The organism is Massilia sp. UYP11 (assembly GCF_050434805.1).
Classification (GTDB): domain Bacteria; phylum Pseudomonadota; class Gammaproteobacteria; order Burkholderiales; family Burkholderiaceae_D; genus Telluria.
Map to the genome: position 1 here is coordinate 1 of NZ_JBNDJE010000005.1, position 22,084 is coordinate 22,084.

Here is a 22,084-nt window from a genome sequence, read left to right on the forward strand (position 1 = left end):
GCCGGCACAGCTCCAGCAATGACTTGTCGCCGGTCGAGTATGAAAAGCAGTATTTCAAGCGGCTCGCGAGTGTCTAGGAAACTCGTGGCGATTCACCTGGAGGCTGGTTGCGTACGAAGACGAAAGTCACAAAAACGATGGAGTGGGGGAACCGGCGAACGTTCCGAGCCAAGCCGACGGCAAGGCAGGTAATCATGCCTAACGTCATTCGCCTCAACGATCCAACCAGCCACGGAGGCAAGGTTACTCGAGTCGAGGCCACCCATTTCACAGTTGGCGGGATTGCGGTCGCTTGTGTCGGGGACAAATGTGTTTGTCCGATACACGGGGAGGGAACAATCGTAGAAGGGAATTCCCGCCATACCATAGGCGGCGCTTCTGTCGCCTACGATGGACACCGAACCAGCTGCGGAGCTACTTTGACGTCCACAGTTGATAATTTCAGTATTCGTTGATGGTGCAGGGTTACCACGACTTGGGTACCGCTCAAGTTAGCTTGATTTCAGTAGAATAAAGAAAGCCGGGCCGCAAGGCCCGGCTCTCGTTCGGCAAGTGCCTGGCGTACGCTTACCGCGCCGCCACCGGCGTGGCGCCGTCGGCAGGCACGACCGGCTCCATCCACCCCCCACCCAGCACGCGATACAAGGCCACCTGATTCTGCAACCTGAGCAGATTCGCCTGCACCGACAACTGCTGCGACTGGAACAGCGAGCGCTGTGCATCGAGCAGGTCCAGGTAGCTGGCCGCGCCGCTGCGGTAACGCAGGTCGGACAGGTTGAAGCGGTCGGCTTCGGCCTCGGTCACCGCGTTTTGTGCGCGCAGCTGTTCGCTGAAGGTCGCCTGGCCGGCCAGCGCATCCGCCACTTCGCGGAACGCGGTCTGGATCGACTGCTCGTATTGCGCCACCGCGATGTCGCGCTGGGCGCGGGCGCTGCCCAGCGTGGCGCTGTTGCGGCCGTAGTCGAAGATCGGCAGGATCGCCTGCGGCGCGAAGGTCCAGCCCCAGGTGCCGCTGTCGAACAGGCCCGACAGCTCGTTGCTGGCGCTGCCGGCGCTGCCGGTCAGCGTGATGCGCGGGAAGAAGTTCGCGCGCGCCGCGCCGATGTTGGCGTTGGCCGCGATCAGCTGCTGCTCGGCCGAACGGATGTCCGGACGGTTGGCCAGCAGGTCGGACGGCAGGCCGGCCGGGATGTCGGGCAGCTCGGTCTTGGCCAGGGTGGCGCCGGCGCTCACGTCGGCCGGCAGCGGGCCGCCGACCAGCAGGGTCAAGAGATTGATGTCCTGGGCGCGCAGGCGCTGCTGCTGGGCCAGGGTCGCGCGGGCCGTCTCGACCAGCGAACGCGATTGCTGCAGTTCCAGGCGCGAGGCCACGCCGTTCTCGAAGCGCAGCTGGGTCAGCTTGTCCGATTCCAGGCGGGTGTTCAGCGTATCCTGCGTGATGCGCAGCAGCTCTTCGTCGGCCAGCAGTTGCAGCCAGGCGCTGGCGACCGACGAGATCAGGCTGATCTGCGTCGCCTTGCGCGCCTCTTCGGTGGCCAGGTATTGCGCCAGCGCCGCTTCGGACAGGTTGCGCACGCGGCCGAACAGGTCCAGCTCGAACTGCGAGACCGACAGGCCCGACTGGTACACGCTGTTGATCGGCTGGTCTTCGCCGGTGGTCTGGCGGCTGCCGCTGATGCCTACGCCCACGGTCGGCAGGCGGTCGGCGCGGGTGATGCGGTATTGCGCGCGCGCCTGCTCGATGTTGGCGATCGCCACGCGCAGGTCGCGGTTGTTGACCAGCGCGGCGTCGATCAGCGAACGCAGGCGCGTATCGGCAAAGAACGACTGCCAGGCCACCGTGGCCGGGGCCGCGTTCAGCACCGGGCTGGTCGACTCGGTCGCCGCTTTCGGCGTTTCCGGGAAGGCGGCGGCCACCGGGGCGGCCGGGCGTTCGTAGTCGGGGGCCAGCGAGATGCAGCCTGCCAGCGCCATTGACAGCGCCAGCGGCGTGGCGAATTTGATGTGCTTGATCATCGTTACTTTCCTTGTTCTAGCGCATGTTCATGTTGTTGCGTGTACATCTTCTTCTGGCGCTCGCTGCCCTTGAAGAGCGTGCGTACCACCACGAAGAAGACCGGCACGAAAATCACGCCCAGCACGGTCGCGGTAATCATGCCGCCCATCACGCCGGTACCGATGGCGCGCTGCGAGGCCGAGCCGGCGCCGCCCGCGATCACCAGCGGCAGCACGCCGAGGATGAAGGCCAGCGAGGTCATGATAATCGGGCGGAAGCGCAGGTGCGCCGCTTCCAGCGCCGCTTCGTACGGCGTCTTGCCCTCGGCCTGCAGGTCCTTGGCGAATTCGACGATCAGGATCGCATTCTTCGCCGCCAGGCCGATGATGGTGATCAGGCCGACCTTGAAGTACACGTCGTTCGGCAAGCCCCGCATATTGGCCGCGATCAGCGAGCCGAGCACGCCCAGCGGCACCACCAGCATCACCGACACCGGGATCGTCCAACTTTCATACAGTGCGGCCAGGGCCAGGAACACCGCCAGCAGCGAGAAGGCAATCAGGATTCCCGCGGTCGAGCCGGACAGGATCTCTTCGCGCGACTGGCCCGTCCATTCGAAGGCGAAGCCGGCCGGCAGCTGGGCCGCCAGGCGCTGCATTTCTTCCAGCGCGTCGCCGCTCGAGTAACCCGGAGCAGGTTCGCCGGTGAGCTTCATCGCCGGATAGCCGTTGTAGCGGTTGGTCTGCATCGGGCCGGTGGTCCATTCGGTGGTCGCGAACGACGACAGCGGCACCGGTTGGCCATTCCTGTTCAGGGCATTGATGCGCAGCAGGTCGTTCGGCTGCATGCGCTGGGGCGCATCGGCCTGCACGATCACGCGCTGCAGGCGGCCGGCGTTCGGGAAGTCGTTCACGTACGACGAACCCAGCGAGGTCGACAATGCGGTATTGATCGCGGCGAAGGTCACGCCCAGGGCTTGCGCCTTGTCGCGGTCGATGTTCAGCTTGAGCTGCGGCGCGTCTTCCAGGCCTTCCGGACGCATGCCGGTCAAGACCTTGCTCTGCATTGCCATGCCCAGCAGCTGGTTACGCGCTGCGAGCAGGGCGTTGTGGCCATTGCCGCCACGATCCTGCAGGCGGAACGAGAAGCCGGTGCCGGTGCCCAGTTCCGGGATCGGTGGCGGGCTCACCACGAAGATGAAGGAGTCGCGCACCGCGCCCATGTGGCCGGTGATGCGGCCGGCGAACGATTGCGCGTCCTGGCCTTCTCCGGTGCGCTCGTCCCATGGCTTCATCGGGATGAACGCGAGGCCCATGTTCTGGCCCTGGCCCGAGAACGAGAAGCCGGTCACGGCCACGATGTTGGCGGTCTCGGGCTGCTTCATCACATACTCTTCCAGCGAGCGCAGCACGGCGCCGGTGCGCTCGGCGGTGGCGCCGGGCGGCAGCTGGATGTTGGCGATCACGTAGCCCTGGTCTTCGTTCGGCAGGAAGGCGTTGGGCATGCGGGTGAACATCAGGGCGACGACGGCGACCAGCAGCGCGAACACGACCATCCAGCGGCCGGCGCGCTTGAGGATGGCGCCGACGAAGCCTTCATATTTCTTGGCGCCGGCGGTGAAGTTGCGGTTGAACCAGCCGAAGAAGCCCTTCTTTTCCATGTGATGGCCGGCCTCGACGGGCTTGAGCAGGTGCGCGCACAGCGCCGGGGTCAGGGTCAGCGCCAGGAAGGCCGAGAAGCCGATCGAGGTCACCATCACCACCGAGAACTGGCGGTAGATGTTGCCGACCGCGCCGGCGAAGAACGCCAGCGGCACGAACACGGCGATCAGGACGACGGTCACGCCGATGATGGCGCCCGAGATCTGGCCCATCGCCTTGCGGGTGGCTTCCAGCGGCGGCAAGCCTTCCTCGCTCATGATGCGCTCGACGTTCTCCACCACCACGATGGCGTCGTCGACCACGATGCCGATCACCAGCACCATGCCGAACATGGTCAGCACGTTGATCGAGAAGCCCAGCGCCAGCAGGCAGGCGAACGAGCCGAGCAGCGCGATCGGCACCACGATGGTCGGGATCAGGGTATAGCGGATGTTCTGCAGGAACAGGTACATCACCAGGAACACCAGCACGATCGCTTCGATCAGGGTGTGCACCACTTGCTCGATCGAGATGTCGATGAAGGTGGTCGAGTCGTAGGGAATCGAGTACTTCATGCCTTTCGGGAAGTACTTCTGCAGTTCCGCCATGCGCGCCTTGATCAGCTCGGCGGTCTGCAGGGCGTTGCCCGACGGCGCCAGCTGCACGCCGATACCGGCCGACGGATTGCCGTTCAGGCGCGCCGTGGTGGAATAGGCCTGGCCGCCGATCTCGATGCGCGCCACGTCCTTCAGGCGCACGGTGGAGCCGTCCGGATTCGCGCGCAGCACGATGTTGCCGAACTGTTCGACGTTCGACAACTGGCCGGTGACGATCACGGTGGCGCTGATCTGCTGGCCCTTGGCGACCGGCAGGTCGCCGATGGTGCCGGAAGCGACCTGGGCATTCTGCTGCGAGATCGCGGCGGTGACGTCGGCCGGCGACAGGTTCAGGCCGACCAGCTTGGTCGGATCGATCCAGACGCGCATCGCCTTCTCGGTGCCGAACAGCTGGGCCTGGCCGACGCCGGTGATGCGCTGGATTTCCGGCAGCACGTTGCGCGAGGCATAGTCGCCCAGCTCGATGCTGGTGATGTTCGGGTCATCCGACGACAGGATCGTAAACAGCAGGAAGTTCGAGCGCGCCTGGTCGACGCGCACGCCTTGCTGCGTGACCGCCGGCGGCAGGCGCGGGGTGGCGCGCGACAGGCGGTTCTGGACGTCGACCTGCGCCAGGTTCGGGTCGGTGCCGGTCTCGAACGAGATGGTGATCGAGCCGCTGCCGTTGGCCTGGCTGGTCGATTCCATGTAAATCATGCCTTGCGCACCGTTCATCTCGCGTTCGATGATCGAGATGACGGAGTCTTCGAGCGTCTGCGCCGATGCGCCCGGGTAAGCGACGTTGATGACGATCGAGGGGGGCGCCACAGTCGGGTATTGCGCGATCGGCAGCTGCTTGATGGCGACGCCACCGAGCACCATGATGAATAGCGCGATCACCCATGCAAAAATCGGGCGGTCAATAAAAAAACGTGCCATTGGAAAGTCCTATTTCTTTGTTCTTATCGGCTGCTGTCGGCTGGCGTGGTCGCGCCCGCGACCGGCGAGCCGGCATCCGGGGTGCGGGTATCGCCGGCGGCGGCAGCCGCGTTCGGCTGGGCCGCCGGTGCGCCCGCCTGGGCCGGCGCCTGCTGCGCACCGGCCGGCGTCCACGCCACCGGCTTGACCGGGGTGCCCGGCGGCAGCATCTGCAACTTCTGGAAGCCGTCGACCATGACTTTTTCGCCTTCCTTCAGGCCGCCGGTGACGACCCAGCTCTCGTCCTGCTGCGAAGCGATCTGGATCTGGCGCGGAACCGGCTTGTTGTCGGCGCCGATGACGGTCACGATGTCGCCGTTCTGGCCGCCGCGGGTGACCGCCTGCTGAGGAATCAGAATGCCGTTCGGCAGCGAAGCCTGGGCGACGCGCACGCGCACGTACTGTCCCGGGAGCAGGGCATTGTCCGGGTTCGCCACGGTGGCGCGCAGCGTGACCTGGCCGGTGCCCTGGTCGACCGTCACATCCGAGAACAGCAGCTTGCCGCGCTGCGGCAGGACGGAGCCGTCTTCCAGCAGCACGGTGACCGGCACGTCGCTGGCGCCGCCGCCCTGCTTCTTCAGGCGCTGCAGCTCGGTGGCCGACTGGGTGATGTTGAGGTACATGGTGTCGGTCTGCTGGATCAGGGCCAGCTCGGTCGATTGGGTGCTTGACACCAGCGCGCCTTCGGTCACCAGCGCGCGGCCGATGCGGCCCGTGATGGGGGCGTTCACATTGGTGTAGCCAAGATTAATCTGGGCAACGCGCAATTGGGCCTTGGCTGCGGCGACTTCGGCCTCACCTTGCTTCTGGGCAGCGACGGCGTTGTCGAATTCCTGCTTGCTGACGGCGTTGGCCTCGACCAGCGGCTTGTAGCGCTCGGCGATGGCGCGCGACGCCACCAGGTTGGCTTCGGCGCGCGCGACGTCGGCGCGGGCGGCGGCGAGCTGGGCCTGGTAAGGCGCCGGATCGATGGTGAACAGCGACTGGCCCTGCTTGACGACGCTGCCCTCGGTGAAGGAACGCTTGAGCACCACGCCGTCGACGCGAGCGCGAACCTGGGCGGTGCGGATCGGCTCCACCCGCGCCGGCAGCTCGTTCTGCAGCGCGACGGTCTGGAAGACGGTGGTGACGACGCCGACTTCGGGCGCCGGCATCTGCTGGCCGGCGGGGGCGCCGGCCTTGGCCGGTTCGTCTTTCTTGCCGCAGGCGGACAGCAGGACCACCGCAGCCAGGGTGGCCGCCGCGACCCGGGTGAGGGACAGGGATGAGGAGTGGGCAGAGCGCATTACGTGTGCATCCTTCTAATTAATAATTGCGGCGATGTCACACCCCGTCGACAACATATGCATGGGTGTAAGATCAGCGCTGGCTTTTGCAAATAGTTTTATATACTATCACGACTGTATGTAAAATGTTTTTAAGCGGTTTTTATTCGAAGGTAACTCAAAAGAAATGGTTCGCAGGACGAAGGAAGAAGCAGCGGCGACCCGCGACAGCATTCTTGATGCAGCAGAGGTCTTGTTCGCAAAACAGGGTGTCTCGCGAACGACATTACAGCATATCGCGTCAGCGGCGGGTGTGACACGCGGCGCGATTTACTGGCATTTTGTCGACAAGGGGGCGGTGTTCAGCGCGATGATGGATCGCGCCAAGATGCCGATGGACACGGCGATCCAGCAGCTGGGCGAGCGCGAAATCGCCGACCCGCTGCAGCGCTTGCGCGACGAGCTGATGGCGGTGCTGCACATCGTCGTCAGCGATGAGAAGGCGCGCCGGGTGTTCGAGATCGCCACCCTCAAGACCGAGTTCACCGAAGAAGTGGACTCGGCGCGCGTGCGCAAGCGCGAAGCGGTGGCCGAGTGGCGCGGGCGCATGGAAACGAACCTGGCCGAGGCGCGCGCCAACGGCCAGCTGCCTGCCGGCGTGGATCCGCACAATGCCGCGACCTGCATGTGGGTCATCATCGACGGCCTGCTGCGCAACTGGCTGTTCGACCTGGAATCGTTCGACCTGATGGCGCTGGGCGGGGAGCTGATCGATACCTTCCTGGCGGGGCTGAAGGCGCGCTGAGAGCCAAAGCCCAAAAACTACCTTCTTTCGTCAGCCCCAAAACGTCGTCCCCGCGCAGGCGGGGACCTAAGGTGCGAGCGTCTCGGTAACGCAAGCAATACTTGGGTCCCCGCCTGCGCGGGGACGACATGCTATGGCCAACAAAGGAATTAACGCATGCCTTCGATCATCTGCTTGAGCTTGAGCGAATCGGCGACGAAGGCGCGGATGCCTTCGGCCAGCTTCTCGGTGCCCATCGCGTCTTCGTTCAGCATGAAACGGAAGGTCTTTTCGTCGATCGCGATCTTGTCGATATCGATGCTCTCGTCCTTGCTCAGCTTGCGCTCGACCGGCGCATCGCTGTCGGCCAGCTTTTGCAGCAGGTCGGGCGAGATGGTGAGCAGGTCGCAACCGGCCAGCTCCAGGATCTGCGAGGTGTTGCGGAAGCTCGCGCCCATCACTTCGGTGTCGTAGCCGAACTTGCGGTAGTACTGGTAGATGCGCTTGACCGACTGCACGCCCGGATCGTCGGCGCCCTGGTATTCGAGGCCGGTCGACTTCTTGTACCAGTCGTAGATGCGGCCGACGAACGGCGAGATCAGCTTGACGCCGGCTTCGGCGCAGGCCACCGCCTGGCACAGCGAGAACAGCAGGGTCAGGTTGCAGTGGATGCCATCCTTCTCCAGGATCTCGGCGGCGCGGATGCCTTCCCAGGTCGAGGCGATCTTGATCAGCACGCGCTCGCGCGACACGCCGTTCTTTTCATACAGGGCGATCAGCTCGCGGCCCTTGGCGACGGTGGCTTCGGTATCGAACGACAGCGCGGCGTCGATCTCGGTCGAGACGCGGCCCGGCACGTACTTCAGGATCTCGACGCCGAAGGCGATCAAGAGGCTGTCGACGATCGCTTCGATCGAGGCGCCGGGGGCGTCGGCGATGGCTTTTTCCAGCAGCGGACGGTATTCCGGCTTTTGCACGGCCTTCAGGATCAGGGAGGGATTGGTGGTCGCGTCTTTCGGCGAGTAGGCCTTGATCGACTGGAAGTCACCGGTGTCGGCGACCACGGTGGTGTACTGCTTGAGCTGTTCGAGTTGGTTCATGGTGGTCTCGTGAAGGGTGGAGCGTGAGGCAGTCAGAAGTCGGTGGCGGCGATGAAGGCGGCGAGCATGGCTTCCAGGCCAGCGCGGTCTTCTTCCGAAAAACGGTCCGCCCGCGGGCTGTCGATATCGAACACGCCAATGAGCTTGTCGTCCTTGATCACCGGAATGACGATTTCCGAGGCGGATGCCGAATCGCAGGCGATGTGGCCCGGGAAGGCATGCACGTCCGGCACCACGATGGTCTCGCGCTTGACGGCGGTGGCGCCGCACACGCCGCGGCCGAACGGGATGCGGGCGCAGGCGGGCTTGCCCTGGAACGGGCCGACCAGCAAATCCTGGCCTTCGCCCTTCTTCGACGGCACGGTGAAGTAGAAGCCGGCCCAGTTAAGATCGGACAGCGTGTCGTAGACCAGGGCCGAGAACTGGGATGCATTGGCGGTCAGGTCGCGCTCGCCCTCGAGGACGCTGGTGACCTGGCGCACCAGCAGGTCGTAGTCGGGACGGGCGCTGCGTTCGGGATTGATATGCATGTCAGTCGAAAATGCTGGTCCAAAAACGCTATTTTACAGCCAGCGCTGCCGCAGGCGGGTCGGCCTCGGGCGGCGCCATCGAAATAACCAGCCTGAACCGCTGGCGTGGGCTCGGCTTGCCGTCGGGGAGCTTGCCAGGACGATAATGCACGTCGACCTGCAGGCGCTCGCCGTTCACCCGCAGGCGTTGCACCGTCGCCTCGGCGCGCGCGTCGAGCGGCATCGCCACCTCGGTCTGGAACAGGTGTTTGCCGGTCGGGTCCAGCAGGTCGAGCAGCATGCGCGCGCCGTCGCCCGACGCCACCAGGATGAAGTTGCCGGTGCAGGCAAAGCTGTCGACGTCGGACCAGGGCCGGAACGACCACGCGCCGGCATCGAACTGCCGGGGCGACGCCGCCATCCCGATTTCATAGGTAGGCGGACAGCCATCGCCGCCATCGACGGGAGGGTCGATGCGGCCGGCCCGAAGCGGCGTGTGCGTGACGGGCGCGGCGCCATACGGCGGCTCGTCGAGCCGGCCGCCGGCCGGGGCCGCCGTCCGCAGTATCTTGCGCACGAACGCCGTCGCATCGTCGCCCACCCGGCCGCGTCCGGCTTCGTCCTGCCGGGCGCGCAAGTACCGCAGGCCGAGCAGTTCGTGACTGTCGTGCTCGCGGATGGACAGGCTGGTGATGCGATCGGGCCGGTCTTCGGACCGGTCCGCGTGTTCCTCGACCACGTAGTGCGCGCGTACGTCGCCGCGGGGCTGCACGACGAAGCTGCCCGGGCCGGCGCGGCGATAGACCTTGTCACGATGGAGCACGAACGGATAGCTGGCCCGCAACGCGTCGTCAAGGCCGAACAGCGGCTGGAACGGGCCCGCGCCGGGCCGGTCGAAGCCGGTGTGGCGCAATTCGACGCCCTCGACGCCGCTCACGCTGCGCATCACGATCGGATCGGGCAGCTGCAACTCGGACCTGGTCATGCACATCGTCAGGGCGCCGGCCGCAACAAGGGACGACAGGAGTAGCTTGTAGAACGTCGGCATTGGCTAGTCAGGACCGATCACCCATTGAGGGATCGATGTCCATGGGTTGATTGGCAAGGGCAGGAACCGCCCATTCTAGACCAAATGCGTTGCTTGCCGTCAGCGCACGTCCTTCAAATGGGCGAGGATCCGTCGCGGGACCGGATCGCCTTTCCAGCGCGTGATCAGCCGATGAACGAATCGAACTGCATGTCGAATTCCTGCAGCGCCTTCTGCGCGTTCTGCATCTTCTTGCGAAATTCCGGCCCGCGGCGCAAGGCCAGGCCCACCGCCAGCACGTCGATCACCACCAGGTAGGCCAGGCGCGCCGAAATGGGCGTGTACGGGTCGGTGGCGAACACCAGGTCGATCGGGATCAGGAGGGTGGCCATCTCGGCCAGCGGCGTGCCCGATGGCGCCAGCACGATCACGTCGGCGCCGCCGGCCTTGGCCAGCTTGGCCGAACGGGTCAGCGCCGGGTTGTTGCCGCGCTGCGAGATCGCCACCACCGCGTCGCCTTCGCGCAGCAGGGCCGCCGCGATCGAGTGGATCGCCGGGTCGGTGTAGGCCACCGTCGGCACGCCCGAGCGGAAGAACTTGTGCTGGGCGTCGGCCGCCACGAAGCCGGACGTGCCCTGGCCGTAGAACTCGATCTTGTTGGCGCGCGCCAGGATCTCGAGCGCCTGCTGGACGAGTTCCGGCTTGAGGTTGTTGCGCAGGTCGAGCAGGGTGTTGATCGAGCGGCTGCAGATCTTGTTGATCAGGTCCGACGCCAGGTCGTCCTGGTGCGGCGCCTCGCTGGCGCCGGGCAGCGCCAGCGCCAGGCCTTGCGCCAGCTTGAGCTTGAACTCGTGCCAGCCGTCGTAGCCGAGCGTGCGGCAAAAGCGCACCACGGTCGGCTCCGACACCTGGGCGTTGCGCGCCAGGGCGGTGATGTTCTGGCTCACGGTCGCGGAAGGCGCGGCCAGCACCGCGAGCGCGACCTTGCGCTCCGACTTGGAGAGCGTGTCGAGCTGGGTGCGGATCGAGTCGAGCAGCATGGTGGGCCTCGGGCGGGTAATGAGCGTCGGTCAGTCTTCCGGCAGCGCTTCTTCGCGCCACTGCAGGCCGTCGCGGCCGATCAGGGCGCTGGCCGCTGCCGGGCCCCAGGTGCCCGAGGTGTACGGCGCCGGCGCGCTGTCGTCCTGTTCCCAGTGCTCGAGGATCGGCTCGACCCATTCCCAGGCCGCTTCCAGCTCGTCGCCGCGCATGAACAGGGTCAGCTGGCCGCGCAGCACGTCGAGCAGCAGGCGTTCATAGGCCTCCATGCGCGGCGCCTTGAACTGCTCGCGGAAATCGAGCTCGAGCTCGGCCTGCTTCAGGCGCATCGAGTCGCCCGGGGTCTTGGCCATCAGGTTCATCGAGAGGCCCTCGTCCGGCTGCAGGCGGATCACCAGGCTGTTGGGCTGGAAGCTCGACGTCGGCTGGTTGAAGATCGAGTGCGGGATCGGCTTGAAGCGCACCACGATCTCGGCCAGGCGGTCGGCCATGCGCTTGCCGGTGCGCAGGTAGAACGGCACGCCGGCCCAGCGCCAGGTGTCGATCTCGGCCTTCATGGCCACGAAGGTCTCGGTGCGCGAGCTCTTCGGCGCACCGGGTTCCTCGCGGTAGCCCGGCACCGGCTGGCCGTCGATGTAGCCGGCGCGGTACTGGCCGCGGATGATGTTCTGCGACAGCGTGGTCGGGGTGAAGCGCTTGAGGGACCTGAGCACCTGCAGCTTGGCGTCGCGCACGGCGTCCGGCGCGATCGAGGTCGGCGGTTCCATCGCCACGATGCACAGCAGCTGCAGCAGGTGGTTCTGCAGCATGTCGCGCAGCGCGCCGGAATGGTCGTAGTAACCCAGGCGGTTGCCCACGCCGATCTTTTCGGCGATCGTGATCTGTACGTCCGAGATCCATTCGCGGCGCCACAGCGGCTCGAACAGGATGTTCCCGAAGCGCAGCGCCAGCAGGTTCTGCACGGTCTCCTTGCCCAGGTAGTGGTCGATGCGGTAGATCTGCGATTCGGCGAACACCTTGCCGACGTCGAGGTTGATCTGCTTGGCCGAGGCCAGGTCGCGGCCCAGCGGTTTTTCGAGCACCACGCGCGAGTTCGGGGTGGCCAGGCCCGTCGCGGCCAGGTTGTCGCAGATCGTGGCGAACAGCTGCGGCGGCGTGGCCAGGTAATAGACCCGGGTGAGCGACGGGTCGTCGCGCAGGGCCTCGACCAGCGCCTGGTAGGTCGACACGTCGGTGGCGTTGAGCGCCACGTACGTGATGCGCTGCAGGAAGCGCGCCCAGCTCGGCTCGTGGACCGTGTCCTTGATGTGCGGTTTCGAGTTGTTTTCGACCATGCGCAGGAATTCTTCCTGCGTCGCGTCGTCACGGCCGACGCAAATGATGCGACTGCTCTCCGGCAAGTCGTTGCAGACGTCGCGCGCGTACATCGCAGGCAGCAGCTTGCGCATCGCAAGGTCGCCGCTGCCGCCAAAGAAAACGAGGTCGAAATCAGAAATAGCCATAAGGAATAGGTCTGCGCTAGTAACGGGACAATCGGATGGTGATGTAAATTTACTACATAATTTGTTCTCGATCAAGTAAATCTACTACACGTGCACCGTGGGGCCAGTGTGCCATAACCAGTCATGTCGGGGCGCAGAGCTTGCGGGTTCCGACGGTCCGCCGGCGCGGCGGCAGCGTTCTCACGGTGGTCGATGCCGCGCTCCGGCTCAGCGGCGCAGGCGCGCGATCACATCCTCGATCCGGTACGGTTTTGGGATGTACGCGTAGCGCCGGCTGTACGGCCCGGCCAGTTCGGGCGCCGTGTAGCCCGATGTGAGAAGGATATGGATGTGCGGGTAACGCAGGTGGGTGGCGTCCGCCAGTTCCAGCCCGTTCATTCCGGGCATCATTACGTCGGAAAACAGGGCGTCGATGTCGGGATCGCCTGCCAGCATCTCCAGCGCTTTGACGCCACCGTGGGCGACACACACGCTCATGCCGTAGTAGCCCAGCAGGATACGCGCCAGTTCGACAAGGTCGGGCTCGTCGTCGACGACGAGCACCTTGCGTGGCAGCCCGTCGCCCGGGTCGGCGGCGGCCCTTACCACACGGCTCTTTCGCCGGTGCGGTCACGCTCGATCCCGGGAGATGTGAACCCGGCGGGAAGGCGCGGCATGGTGACCGTGAAGGTCGTCCCCGCCTGCGCGCTGGAGGTCACCTCGATGCGACCGGAATGGGCCTGAACGATCTCGCGCGAAATGAACAAACCGATGCCGAGACTGGTGTGTTCGTCAGCGCCGGAAGCCGCGGCAATGCGCACCAGGGGATCGAAGATGCGCGCCAGCTTGTCGGCGTCGATCGTCGCGCCATGGTTGTTGACGGAGATGACAACAGTTTCGGCGTCGCGTTGCAGCCTGATGGTGATCGGCTTGTCTGCATTTCCATACTGAATGGCGTTGCCCGCCAGGTTGGACAGCATCTGCCCGATCCGCGCACCGTCGAAGATCGCCTCGATGCGGTCCGGTGCAAGGAAATCAATCTGCATTTCCGGCTGCGAGATGCGCAATTCGTTGGCGACTTCCTCGCACACCTTGACCAGGTCGCCCTGCCGCACGTGAATCGGAATTCCCGGCCCCAGGTGCGTACGCGTGAAGTCGATCAGGTCACTGATCAACTTGCTCATGCGATTGGCGCTGTTGTACATGCGGGTTGCTGCCAGGATGTACCTTGGCGAAATATCCACTGCGGCCATGATGAATTGGGAACCGGTGACGACCGTGCTCAACGGGTTCCTCAGGTCGTGTCCGAGGATGGCCAGGAACATATTTTGAGATCGTTTCACCATGGCCTCGTAACGTGCGACAGACTCCGCGAGCGCCTGGTCGATCGCCTCGTTGAACCGGGTGATGTCGCCCACGTCTGTTGCATATTCCTTGCGCTCGTCGCCGATCCAGAGGGTAAGGACGCTCGACCTGAGCGCGCGGTACTCGGAAACCAGTTGTACGACGGTATAACCCGACAGCAAGCGCGCCTCGGCATTCGTTTCGGCGGCCGTATCCGGACGTTCGCGTTTGCCCAGGCCCTGCGACTTGGCGGTTCGTTCTTCGTCCGTCTGCGTCGTGGCCAGGTCGTCGGCGATCGCGTGCAGCATTTGACTGGCATGGTCACGGAGCTCGACGTCATCCATGGTCAAGGCGGGCGGCTCGATGGTGCGTGCGAAGTCTTCCCAGGTTTGCAGAATTTGTTCCATATTACTGCGAATGAATTCGCTTAACCGATGATTCGTCATTTTGGTCCTGGTTGTCGTTTTCGCGAAAACCGCGAGCATCGGTGAAGTCATCATAACAGCGTTCGGAAAATTAATTTGACATTCGGAAAAATTTCAGTGAAAAAATCCGGAGCGCGCATATGTTTTCCGTTAACTTCAAGTATATGTTTTTAAACGAAAATATAATTTTTTGCGCTCATTGATCAATTTCTTTATTCATGCCGAGGCAGCACCTGGCCATGTCGATTCGCTTCCGTGACGAGTAGCATATCGATAAGTTTCGAAGTAAAACCCGCGCGCTCGATATTTTCAAATGGCGTTGTCGGTGAATTCCATTTCGACACCGCCGTCGGGAATCGGTGGTGCGAAAGCGACGAAAAGTGCGCCAGGTGCAAGGTATGAATGACACCGTGAAGGATTACGCATATAGTTTCCATAGATAAATACACACCATCACGAAGATGGCGACGGAGGGGACATGAAGATGTGGATGAATGCGGTGGTGCGCAGGGCGCGCGCCATGGTGCCGCTCGCCGGCCATGGCGTCACGGGGAGCGTGCGCACGCTGGTGGTCAAGGCGCGCGACGGCAGCATCCGCACGGCGATCAATGCCGCGCGTTTGCGCAAGGAAGTCGACCAGGCCCAGGCCCAGGCGGCGCGCCAGCACCAGGCCGCCGATGCGCTGGCGGCCAGCGCGCGCGAAGTGGCCGAGCTGTCGGCCGACGTCAATGCCGGCACGGTGCGCATCGCCGACACTGCCCAGCGTAACCTGGCGGCGGCGCGCGAATCGATGGAAGAGCTGGCAAGCCTCGAGCGGCGCATGCGGCACATCGAGGAACAGGTGCAGGGGTTCTCGGACACCGTGACCCTGCTGGTTGGCCACCTGCGCGAGATCGGCGAGTTCGGCACAGTGATCGAGAACGTGGCCAACCAGACCAATCTGCTGGCGATCAACGCCGCGATCGAGGCGGCGCGCGCCGGCCCGGCCGGGCGCGGTTTCGCGGTGGTCGCCTCCGAAGTGCGGCGCCTGTCGCAGGTGGTCAATGCCGAAGCGGTCAAGATCGCGACCGCCAGCAACGCCATGCGCGAGCTGGTGACGTCGACCTCCGGCGCCACTGCCGGCATCCTCGACGGCGTGAACGTGTCGGCGCGCGAAGCCGGCAGCGCGGCCAGCCACCTGACGGCTTTCGTCGCCGACTTCGAGCGCATGACCGCCACCGTGGACCAGATGGCGGCCGCGATGCAGTCGCTCGACGGCGTCAACCAGCAGATCAATGCGAAGGTGGAAGAGGTGGCGCAGAATGCGTCCAGCTCCGAAGCCACGATGCAGGACGCTTCGCGCCGCGTGGACGAAGTGCGGGTGGCCACCGAGGAACTGCAGGGCGTGCTGGCCGGCTTTCGCACCGGCGGCACGGCTTTCGATGCGCTGGTGGACGGCACCACCGCGCTGCGCGACCAGGTGCTGGCCTGCCTGAGCGGGCACGCGTCCGGCGGCGCGAACATCTTCGACCAGCAGTACCGGCCGATCGACCGATCCGATCCTCCGCGTTTCACGACCTCGTACGACCGCGCGGTGGAGCGCGACCTGCAGCAGCTGTTCGACCGCGTGCTGACCGACCTGCCGGGCGCCGCCTATGCGCTGGCGGTCGACAACCGCGGTTATGCGCCGACCCACAACACCAAGTTCTCGCGGCCGTCGACCGGGCAGCGCGAGCACGACCTGGTGTACTGCCGCAACAAGCGGATCTTCAATGATCCGGTGGGGATCAGGCTCGCCACGAACCGCGAGCCGTTCCTGCTGCAGACCTACCTGCGCGATACCGGAGAGGTGATCAACGACCTGTCGATGCCGATCGTGTTCCAGGGCAAGCACTGGGGCGCCGTGCGGATCGGCTACGACTCGGCCCGGATGATGGGGCGAGCCGGGCATTGACCTCGGCAGAACCGGTGCCGTCCGGGCGCCGCCCCACGACTGGCCGGTCCGGGTCGACGACGCCTCAGCGCCGGTGCGCGCCGAAAAACGCCAGCATCATGCGGCTTGCGTCGGGCCTGGCCCGGGCGTTGAACCTGAGCGTCGGATCGCCGCCGCTCCAAGCATGCCGCAGGCCCGCAATGCGCACCACGCGCACCACGACCTTGCGGCGCACCGTGAAATCATGGATCTCGTGCGCGTTGCTGGCGCCGCCGCGTCCGGCGGGTTTCGCGGTGACGCGGCTGGCCGTGGCAAGCGGAATGCCATTCAGGCGCAGCCACTGGCGCGCCAGCTGTTGCTGGTTGAGCTGGCTGACCACCGGATCGTCTTCACCGTGGATCAACAGGGCCGGCATGGGCGGCAGTGGCCCGGCCAGCGTTCCCGGCGCTGCCATGGCGTGGCGATCGAGCAGGGCGTGGATGGCCGCATCCGCCTGCGTCCCGGCGCCGCCGCGCATCACGTGCAGGGCGCCGAACGGCGAGTGGCAGGCGCCGAACACGGGGCCGGAATGCAGGCCGACCGCTGCGATCAGTCCCGGGTGGTTCAGAGCCAGCACGGCGGCCATGCCGGCGCCGGCCGACAGGCCGCCCGCATAGATGCGGCGCCGGTCGATGCGGTGCCGTGCGCATACGTGTTCGATGAGCGCGGCCAGCGCGCCGGTTTCGCCGCGGCCCTCCTGGGCGGCGCGATCGAACCAGCGCCAGCAGCGCTGTGCCTGTGCGGCCGCCGGTTGTTGCGGGTACAGCACGGCGTAACCCTTGGCCTGCGCCAGCTGGTTCATGCGCGTACCCTGCGCGAATTCGAGCGCGCTCTGGTGGCAGCCGTGCAGCATGACGACCAGCGGCCAGCCGCCCTGGGTGGGGTGCTCGGGTGCGCGTTGCGGAAGGTACAGCCAGTAGGGAAGCAGATGATGTCCCTCGAGCCAGCGTCCCGAGGCGGCTGGCAGGCGCGCTTGCGCCGGGGGCGCCGTCTTTGGCCGCGCTGGCGTGGTGGGCCTCGCCACGGAACGCCTGGCCGGCTGCGCACCATGGAGATCGAACAGTTTGGCAGCCAGCTTGCGCTGCGATTTCGCGGCGCGCGCCAGGTCGCGCAGCAAGCGGGTCGTCGGGGTAATTTTTGCCACTGCCGCCTCCACGGTTATGTTGCAGTGCAATATAACCGTGGAGTCAGACTTGTTCGGTGCGCTGGTTCACGCCGCTCGCGCCGGCGTCAGGTGCGGTATTCCGGCTCTTCGCGTCCCGCCACGTCCATCTTCAGGCTCAGCACCTTGCCGCTGAGCGGATACTGCTCGAGCTCTTCTTTCGACCTGCCATGGCTGGCGCTGGTGATGTACAGGGTGCGCAGGTCCGGCCCGCCGAAGGCGACCGAGGTCGGGCACTTTACCGGCAGCTTGATCTCGCGATTGACTTCGCCGTTCGGCCCGATGCGCAGGATGCGCGCGCCCTCGAACATCGCTACCCAGTACATGCCTTCGGCATCGATCGTGGCGCCGTCCGGACGGCCGCCGTAGTCCGGCGCCGACTTGTCGCTCGGGAAGGTCACGATGGTGCGGCGGTTGCTCTGCTCACCAAGGGCCGGGTCGAAGTCGTAGCAGTCGATGCGGTGCGTGGTGGTGTCGGCGTGGTACATCGTGCGGCCGTCCAGGCTCCAGGCCAGGCCGTTCGAGTTGGTCATGCCGCCGCTCCAGGCGCGCCGCAATCGATCCTTGTCCAGCACGTACATCTCGGCGGCCGGCTGGTCGCGCGGCTCGTACATGGTGCCGATCCAGAACCGGCCTGCCGGGTCGACCCGGCCGTCGTTGAAGCGCACCTTCGACGGATCGTAGGGCGCGTCCGCGACGGGCGACTCCGAACCGTCGGTGGTGTTCAGGCGCAGCAGGCCGTGGCGGGTGGCCACGACCAGGAAGTTGTTGTCGTCGATCGCCAGCGCAGACGGGTTCGACCCCATCTTCCACGAGGTGAACTTGCCGCTCGCCGCATGCAGGCGGTTAACGGTGTAGCCCTCGATGTCGACCCAGTACAGCGCCGATTCGACTTCGTGCCAGAGCGCGGACTCGCCGACCAGCATCGGCGCATCGTGTACTACTTCAAATTTTTCCGTTGCCATATTTAAATGAGTCAGGTGGTGGACAGGTCAGAAAGCAGCCTTGGCGCGGGCGATCAGGCCGTTGGTGGAACTGTCGTGCTGGCCGGGTGCGGGCTCGCCGGCCAGCTCGGCTTCGATCTTCTTCGCCAGCACTTTACCTAACTCAACGCCCCACTGGTCGAAACTGTTGACATCCCACAGCACGCCCTGCACGAAGGTCTTGTGCTCGTACAGCGCGATCAGGGCGCCCAGGGTCGACGGCGTCAGGCGTTCCATCAGGATGGTGTTGCTCGGACGGTTGCCCGGGAAGGTCTTGTGCGGGGTGAGGCGCTCGATTTCTGCTGGCGCCAGGCCCTGGGCCTGCAGGTCGGCGCGCACTTCATCCGCCGTCTTGCCCTTCATGAAGGCTTCGGACTGGGCGAAGCAGTTGGCCAGCAGGGCGGTGTGGTGGTTGTCCATCTCGTGGGCCGGGCGCAGGGCGGCGATGAAATCCATCGGCGTCACGTCGGTGCCCTGGTGCAGCAGCTGGAAATAGGCGTGCTGGCCATTGGTGCCGCACTCGCCCCAGATCGCCGGGCAGGTCGGCGTGTCGACCGGCTGGCCGTCACGGGTCACGCGCTTGCCGTTGCTCTCCATGTCGAGTTGCTGCAGGTAGGCCGGGAAGCGGTTCAGGTCCTGGTGATACGGCGCGATCGACACCGAGGCGCAGTCGAGGAACTGGCGGTTCCAGAAGCCGATCAGGGCCAGCAGCGTCGGCAGGTTCTGCTCGAGCGGGGCGCTGCGGAAGTGTTCATCCAGTTCGTGCGCGCCCGCCAGGAAGTCCTTGAAGTAGCCGAAGCCCACCGCCAGCGCGACCGGCAGGCCGATCGCCGACCACACCGAATAACGGCCGCCGACCCAGTCCCAGAACGGGAACATGTTCGCAGGGTCGATGCCGAACGTCTTGATTGCCTCAAGATTCGTGGACACGGCGACGAAGTGCTTCGCCAGCGCATCTTCAGGCGCATGCTGCAGGAACCAGGCGCGCGCGGTCTGCGCGTTCATCATGGTTTCCGCCGTGGTAAAGGTCTTGGAGGCCACGATGAACAGCGTGGTCTCGGGATCGACCTGCCCCAGCGCGGCATCCATGTCGTGGCCGTCGACGTTCGACACGAAGTGCATGGAGAGGCGCGGATGGGCGTAGTGGCGCAGGGCCAGCACCGCCATCTTGGGACCGAGGTCCGAGCCGCCGATGCCGATGTTCACGATATCGGTGATCGGCTTGCCGGTATGGCCCAGCCAGTCGCCGCTGCGCACGGCGTCGGTGAAGGTTTTCACGCGGTCGAGCACGGCGTGGATGTCGGCATTGACTTCCTGGCCGTCGACCACCAGCGTGGCGCCGCGCGGCGCGCGCAGGGCGGTGTGCAGCACCGCGCGGTTCTCGGTGTTGTTGATCTTTTCGCCGGCGAACATCGCATCGCGGCGCGCCTCGAGGCCGCGCTCGCGCGCCAGCGCGACGAGCAGTTCAAGCGTGCGCCCGTCGAGGCGATTTTTTGAATAGTCTAGGAACAGGCCCGCGGCCTCGTCGGAGAATCGCTCGAAGCGGTCGGGATCGGCGGCGAACAGGTCGCGCATCTGCCACGATTTGGCGGTATCGGCATGTTGGGCGAGGGCCTGGAAGCTGGCGGTGCTGGTCAAAGATGGCTGGCGCATGGGGTCGGAGTGCGTGGCACAATGTTGGCAATAATAGATTATCGAATAATACAAGCATCTGCGCGTAAATTCACTACAAAAAACGTCGCGAACCCAATTTGGCAGGTGCTTTTCTCCGTCATTCGACGCCGCTCGGGCATGCCATCCTCATAGAGAAGCGGTCTGGAAATGAGCGCAGCGGACTAATCTGTAGTAAAATTTCAGATACTAAATTCAGGAAGGAACGAACATGGCGCTCCACCCCGTAGTAGAACAGGTCACTCACCGCATCATTCAGCGCAGCAAGCGCTCGCGCGCAGCCTATCTCGAGCATCTGGAAGCCGCCCGCATCAAGGGCGTCCAGCGCGGCGCGCTGTCGTGCACCAACCTGGCCCACGGCTTTGCCGCCTTCCCGGCCAGCGACAAGCTGAAGCTGCGCGAGCACAAGGACCCGTCGGTCGCCATCGTTTCTTCCTACAACGATATGCTGTCGGCGCACCAGCCGTTCGAGTATTTCCCGAAAGTGATCAAGGAAGCCGTGCGCGAAGTCGGCGCCGTGGCCCAGTTCGCCAGCGGCGTGCCGGCCATGTGCGATGGCGTGACGCAAGGCCAGCCGGGCATGGAGCTGTCGCTGTTCTCGCGCGACGCCATCGCCATGGCGACCGCGGTCGGCCTGTCGCACAATATGTTCGACGCCGCCCTGTACCTGGGCATCTGCGACAAGATCGTGCCGGGCCTGCTCATCGGCGCGCTGCACTTCGGCCACATCCCGGGCATCTTCGTGCCGGGCGGCCCGATGACCACCGGCATCTCGAACAAGGAAAAAGCCGCGATCCGCCAGCGCTACGCCAAGGGCGAGGCCACCCGCGAAGAGCTGCTCGAAGGCGAGTCGGCGTCGTACCACGGCGCCGGCACCTGTACCTTCTACGGCACCGCCAACAGCAACCAGATGCTGATGGAAGTCATGGGCCTGCACTTGCCGGGCTCGGCCTTCATCACGCCGGGCACGCCGCTGCGCGATGCGCTCACCGCCGCCGCGGCGCAGCGTGCGGTCGCGATTTCGCAGCAGGGCGGCGATTACATGCCGATCGGCCACATCGTCGACGAGAAAAGCATCGTCAACGCCATCGCCGCGCTGCACGCCACCGGCGGCTCGACCAACCACACGCTGCACCTGGTGGCCATCGCGCGCGCGGCCGGCATCGTGATCGACTGGAACGATTTCGACGAGATGTCGAAAGTGGTGCCGCTGCTCACCCGCATCTATCCGAACGGCGATGCCGACGTGAATCACTTCCAGGCCGCGGGCGGCCCGGGCTTCGTGATCCGCGAGCTGCTCGACGCCGGCCTGGCGCACGAGGACGTCAACACCATCCTCGGCCACGGCTTGCGCAATCACTGCAAAGAGCCGTTCCTGGGCGAAGACGGCAAGGTCGTGTTCCGCGACGCCGCTTTGGAAAGCGGCGACGAGAACGTGCTGCGTCCGGCCACCAACCCGTTCAACAACAACGGCGGCATGGTGCTGGTGAAGGGCAACCTGGGCCGCGCGGTGATGAAAGTCTCGGCGGTCAAGAAAGAACACTACACGGTCGAAGCGCCGGCACTGACGTTCGACTCGCAGGAAGCCTTCATGCACGCCTATAAAGACGGCAAGCTGAACCGCGACTTCGTGGCCGTGATCCGCTTCCAGGGCCCGCGCGCCAACGGCATGCCGGAACTGCACGCGCTGACCCCGGCGCTGGCCAATCTGCAGGATGCCGGCTACAAGGTCGCGATGGTCACCGACGGCCGCATGTCGGGCGCGTCCGGCAAGGTGCCGGCGGCGATCCACGTCTCGCCCGAGATCCTGGCCGGCGGCCCGCTCGGCCTGGTGCGCGACGGCGACCTGATCCGCGTCGACGCCAATGCCGGCACCATGGAAGCGCTGGTGCCGGACCACGTCTGGGCGCAGCGCAAGCAGGCGACGGCCGATCTGAGCTCGAGCCACATCGGCATGGGCCGCGAGCTGTTCTCCATGTTCCGCAACTCGATCAGCGCGGCGGAGGAGGGTGCCGCCACCTTCCCGCTGCCGTCGCCGAAACAGACCGTCGTGCCGCTGCACGAAGGCATCGATGCCGGCGAAATCATGCCCGGCTCCGACGAAGACCATCTTTTCAGGACCACCACGTGAGAG

17 protein-coding genes and 1 pseudogene are annotated in these 22,084 nt (G+C 65.2%); 5 read left to right on the forward strand and 13 right to left on the reverse strand.

What is annotated here, in order from left to right; translation table 11 throughout:
• The first annotated feature begins 194 nt into the window (after positions 1–194).
• A complete protein-coding gene (locus ABIB38_RS10505; RefSeq protein ID WP_429203710.1) occupies positions 195–455 on the forward strand; it encodes a PAAR domain-containing protein in 261 nt (86 codons plus the stop codon).
• Between the two features lie 112 nt (positions 456–567).
• Here the strand turns inward: ABIB38_RS10505 and ABIB38_RS10510 are convergent, their stop codons facing one another.
• The 3 genes from ABIB38_RS10510 to ABIB38_RS10520 are packed head-to-tail and all read right to left on the reverse strand — an operon-like array spanning position 568 to position 6,496.
• Positions 568–2,016, reverse strand: a complete 1,449-nt coding sequence (locus tag ABIB38_RS10510; RefSeq protein ID WP_429203711.1) for an efflux transporter outer membrane subunit — start codon at positions 2,014–2,016, stop codon at positions 568–570.
• 2 nt (positions 2,017–2,018) lie between these two features.
• Positions 2,019–5,171, reverse strand: coding sequence for an efflux RND transporter permease subunit (locus ABIB38_RS10515; RefSeq protein ID WP_429203712.1), 3,153 nt, complete (start codon positions 5,169–5,171; stop codon positions 2,019–2,021).
• A gap of 23 nt (positions 5,172–5,194) precedes the next feature.
• Positions 5,195–6,496, reverse strand: a complete 1,302-nt coding sequence (locus tag ABIB38_RS10520) for an efflux RND transporter periplasmic adaptor subunit (protein ID WP_429203713.1) — start codon at positions 6,494–6,496, stop codon at positions 5,195–5,197.
• Positions 6,497–6,662: 166 nt separating this feature from the next.
• Here ABIB38_RS10520 and ABIB38_RS10525 point away from each other — a divergent pair.
• Positions 6,663–6,836: pseudogene (locus ABIB38_RS10525) on the forward strand (TetR family transcriptional regulator); the annotation flags it as partial.
• 9 nt (positions 6,837–6,845) lie between these two features.
• Complete coding sequence (locus tag ABIB38_RS10530; protein ID WP_429203933.1) at positions 6,846–7,280, forward strand: TetR family transcriptional regulator C-terminal domain-containing protein; 435 nt, start codon at positions 6,846–6,848, stop codon at positions 7,278–7,280.
• Positions 7,281–7,429: 149 nt separating this feature from the next.
• Here the strand turns inward: ABIB38_RS10530 and tal are convergent, their stop codons facing one another.
• The 7 genes from tal to ABIB38_RS10565 form a co-directional block, all read right to left on the reverse strand.
• Positions 7,430–8,359 (reverse strand): transaldolase, encoded by a 930-nt coding sequence (gene tal / locus ABIB38_RS10535; RefSeq protein ID WP_429203714.1) that lies wholly within the window; start codon positions 8,357–8,359, stop codon positions 7,430–7,432.
• A 32-nt stretch (positions 8,360–8,391) separates the two neighbouring features.
• Positions 8,392–8,889, reverse strand: coding sequence for a GAF domain-containing protein (locus tag ABIB38_RS10540; protein WP_429203715.1), 498 nt, complete (start codon positions 8,887–8,889; stop codon positions 8,392–8,394).
• 28 nt (positions 8,890–8,917) lie between these two features.
• Positions 8,918–9,916 (reverse strand): hypothetical protein, encoded by a 999-nt coding sequence (locus tag ABIB38_RS10545; protein ID WP_429203716.1) that lies wholly within the window; start codon positions 9,914–9,916, stop codon positions 8,918–8,920.
• A 164-nt stretch (positions 9,917–10,080) separates the two neighbouring features.
• Positions 10,081–10,935 carry an SIS domain-containing protein gene (locus ABIB38_RS10550; protein WP_429203717.1) on the reverse strand — a complete coding sequence of 285 codons (855 nt, stop codon included), beginning with the start codon at positions 10,933–10,935 and terminating at the stop codon, positions 10,081–10,083.
• A gap of 30 nt (positions 10,936–10,965) precedes the next feature.
• Positions 10,966–12,435 (reverse strand): glucose-6-phosphate dehydrogenase, encoded by a 1,470-nt coding sequence (gene zwf / locus ABIB38_RS10555; protein ID WP_429203718.1) that lies wholly within the window; start codon positions 12,433–12,435, stop codon positions 10,966–10,968.
• A 207-nt stretch (positions 12,436–12,642) separates the two neighbouring features.
• On the reverse strand, positions 12,643–13,023 hold the full coding sequence (locus ABIB38_RS10560; protein ID WP_429203719.1) for a response regulator: 381 nt from the start codon (positions 13,021–13,023) through the stop codon (positions 12,643–12,645).
• Complete coding sequence (locus ABIB38_RS10565) at positions 13,017–14,165, reverse strand: sensor histidine kinase (RefSeq protein WP_429203720.1); 1,149 nt, start codon at positions 14,163–14,165, stop codon at positions 13,017–13,019. The genes ABIB38_RS10560 and ABIB38_RS10565 overlap by 7 nt, the downstream gene beginning before the upstream one ends.
• A gap of 496 nt (positions 14,166–14,661) precedes the next feature.
• On the opposite strand from ABIB38_RS10565, the gene ABIB38_RS10570 reads away from it, so the two are divergent.
• On the forward strand, positions 14,662–16,116 hold the full coding sequence (locus ABIB38_RS10570) for a methyl-accepting chemotaxis protein (RefSeq protein ID WP_429203721.1): 1,455 nt from the start codon (positions 14,662–14,664) through the stop codon (positions 16,114–16,116).
• Between the two features lie 64 nt (positions 16,117–16,180).
• Here the strand turns inward: ABIB38_RS10570 and ABIB38_RS10575 are convergent, their stop codons facing one another.
• The 3 genes from ABIB38_RS10575 to pgi form a co-directional block, all read right to left on the reverse strand.
• Positions 16,181–17,278: an extracellular catalytic domain type 1 short-chain-length polyhydroxyalkanoate depolymerase gene (locus ABIB38_RS10575; protein ID WP_429203722.1), complete on the reverse strand. Its 1,098-nt coding sequence runs from the start codon at positions 17,276–17,278 to the stop codon at positions 16,181–16,183.
• A gap of 86 nt (positions 17,279–17,364) precedes the next feature.
• Positions 17,365–18,261 carry an SMP-30/gluconolactonase/LRE family protein gene (locus ABIB38_RS10580; RefSeq protein ID WP_429203723.1) on the reverse strand — a complete coding sequence of 299 codons (897 nt, stop codon included), beginning with the start codon at positions 18,259–18,261 and terminating at the stop codon, positions 17,365–17,367.
• A gap of 27 nt (positions 18,262–18,288) precedes the next feature.
• Positions 18,289–19,932, reverse strand: a complete 1,644-nt coding sequence (pgi, locus tag ABIB38_RS10585) for a glucose-6-phosphate isomerase (protein WP_429203724.1) — start codon at positions 19,930–19,932, stop codon at positions 18,289–18,291.
• Positions 19,933–20,161: 229 nt separating this feature from the next.
• On the opposite strand from pgi, the gene edd reads away from it, so the two are divergent.
• Positions 20,162–22,081, forward strand: a complete 1,920-nt coding sequence (edd, locus tag ABIB38_RS10590) for a phosphogluconate dehydratase (protein ID WP_429203725.1) — start codon at positions 20,162–20,164, stop codon at positions 22,079–22,081.
• Positions 22,082–22,084: the final 3 nt, after the last annotated feature.

Excerpts from the sequence above, each read along its gene's own strand:
- ABIB38_RS10505 (WP_429203710.1), top strand. The coding sequence starts at position 195 with ATGCCTAACGTCATTCGCCTCAACGATCCAACCAGCCACGGAGGCAAG.
- ABIB38_RS10510 (WP_429203711.1), bottom strand. The coding sequence starts at position 2,016 with ATGATCAAGCACATCAAATTCGCCACGCCGCTGGCGCTGTCAATGGCG.
- ABIB38_RS10515 (WP_429203712.1), bottom strand. The coding sequence starts at position 5,171 with ATGGCACGTTTTTTTATTGACCGCCCGATTTTTGCATGGGTGATCGCG.
- ABIB38_RS10520 (WP_429203713.1), bottom strand. The coding sequence starts at position 6,496 with ATGCGCTCTGCCCACTCCTCATCCCTGTCCCTCACCCGGGTCGCGGCG.
- ABIB38_RS10530 (WP_429203933.1), top strand. The coding sequence starts at position 6,846 with ATGATGGATCGCGCCAAGATGCCGATGGACACGGCGATCCAGCAGCTG.
- tal (WP_429203714.1), bottom strand. The coding sequence starts at position 8,359 with ATGAACCAACTCGAACAGCTCAAGCAGTACACCACCGTGGTCGCCGAC.
- ABIB38_RS10540 (WP_429203715.1), bottom strand. The coding sequence starts at position 8,889 with ATGCATATCAATCCCGAACGCAGCGCCCGTCCCGACTACGACCTGCTG.
- ABIB38_RS10545 (WP_429203716.1), bottom strand. The coding sequence starts at position 9,916 with ATGCCGACGTTCTACAAGCTACTCCTGTCGTCCCTTGTTGCGGCCGGC.
- ABIB38_RS10550 (WP_429203717.1), bottom strand. The coding sequence starts at position 10,935 with ATGCTGCTCGACTCGATCCGCACCCAGCTCGACACGCTCTCCAAGTCG.
- zwf (WP_429203718.1), bottom strand. The coding sequence starts at position 12,435 with ATGGCTATTTCTGATTTCGACCTCGTTTTCTTTGGCGGCAGCGGCGAC.
- ABIB38_RS10565 (WP_429203720.1), bottom strand. The coding sequence starts at position 14,165 with ATGGAACAAATTCTGCAAACCTGGGAAGACTTCGCACGCACCATCGAG.
- ABIB38_RS10570 (WP_429203721.1), top strand. The coding sequence starts at position 14,662 with ATGAAGATGTGGATGAATGCGGTGGTGCGCAGGGCGCGCGCCATGGTG.
- ABIB38_RS10580 (WP_429203723.1), bottom strand. The coding sequence starts at position 18,261 with ATGGCAACGGAAAAATTTGAAGTAGTACACGATGCGCCGATGCTGGTC.
- pgi (WP_429203724.1), bottom strand. The coding sequence starts at position 19,932 with ATGCGCCAGCCATCTTTGACCAGCACCGCCAGCTTCCAGGCCCTCGCC.
- edd (WP_429203725.1), top strand. The coding sequence starts at position 20,162 with ATGGCGCTCCACCCCGTAGTAGAACAGGTCACTCACCGCATCATTCAG.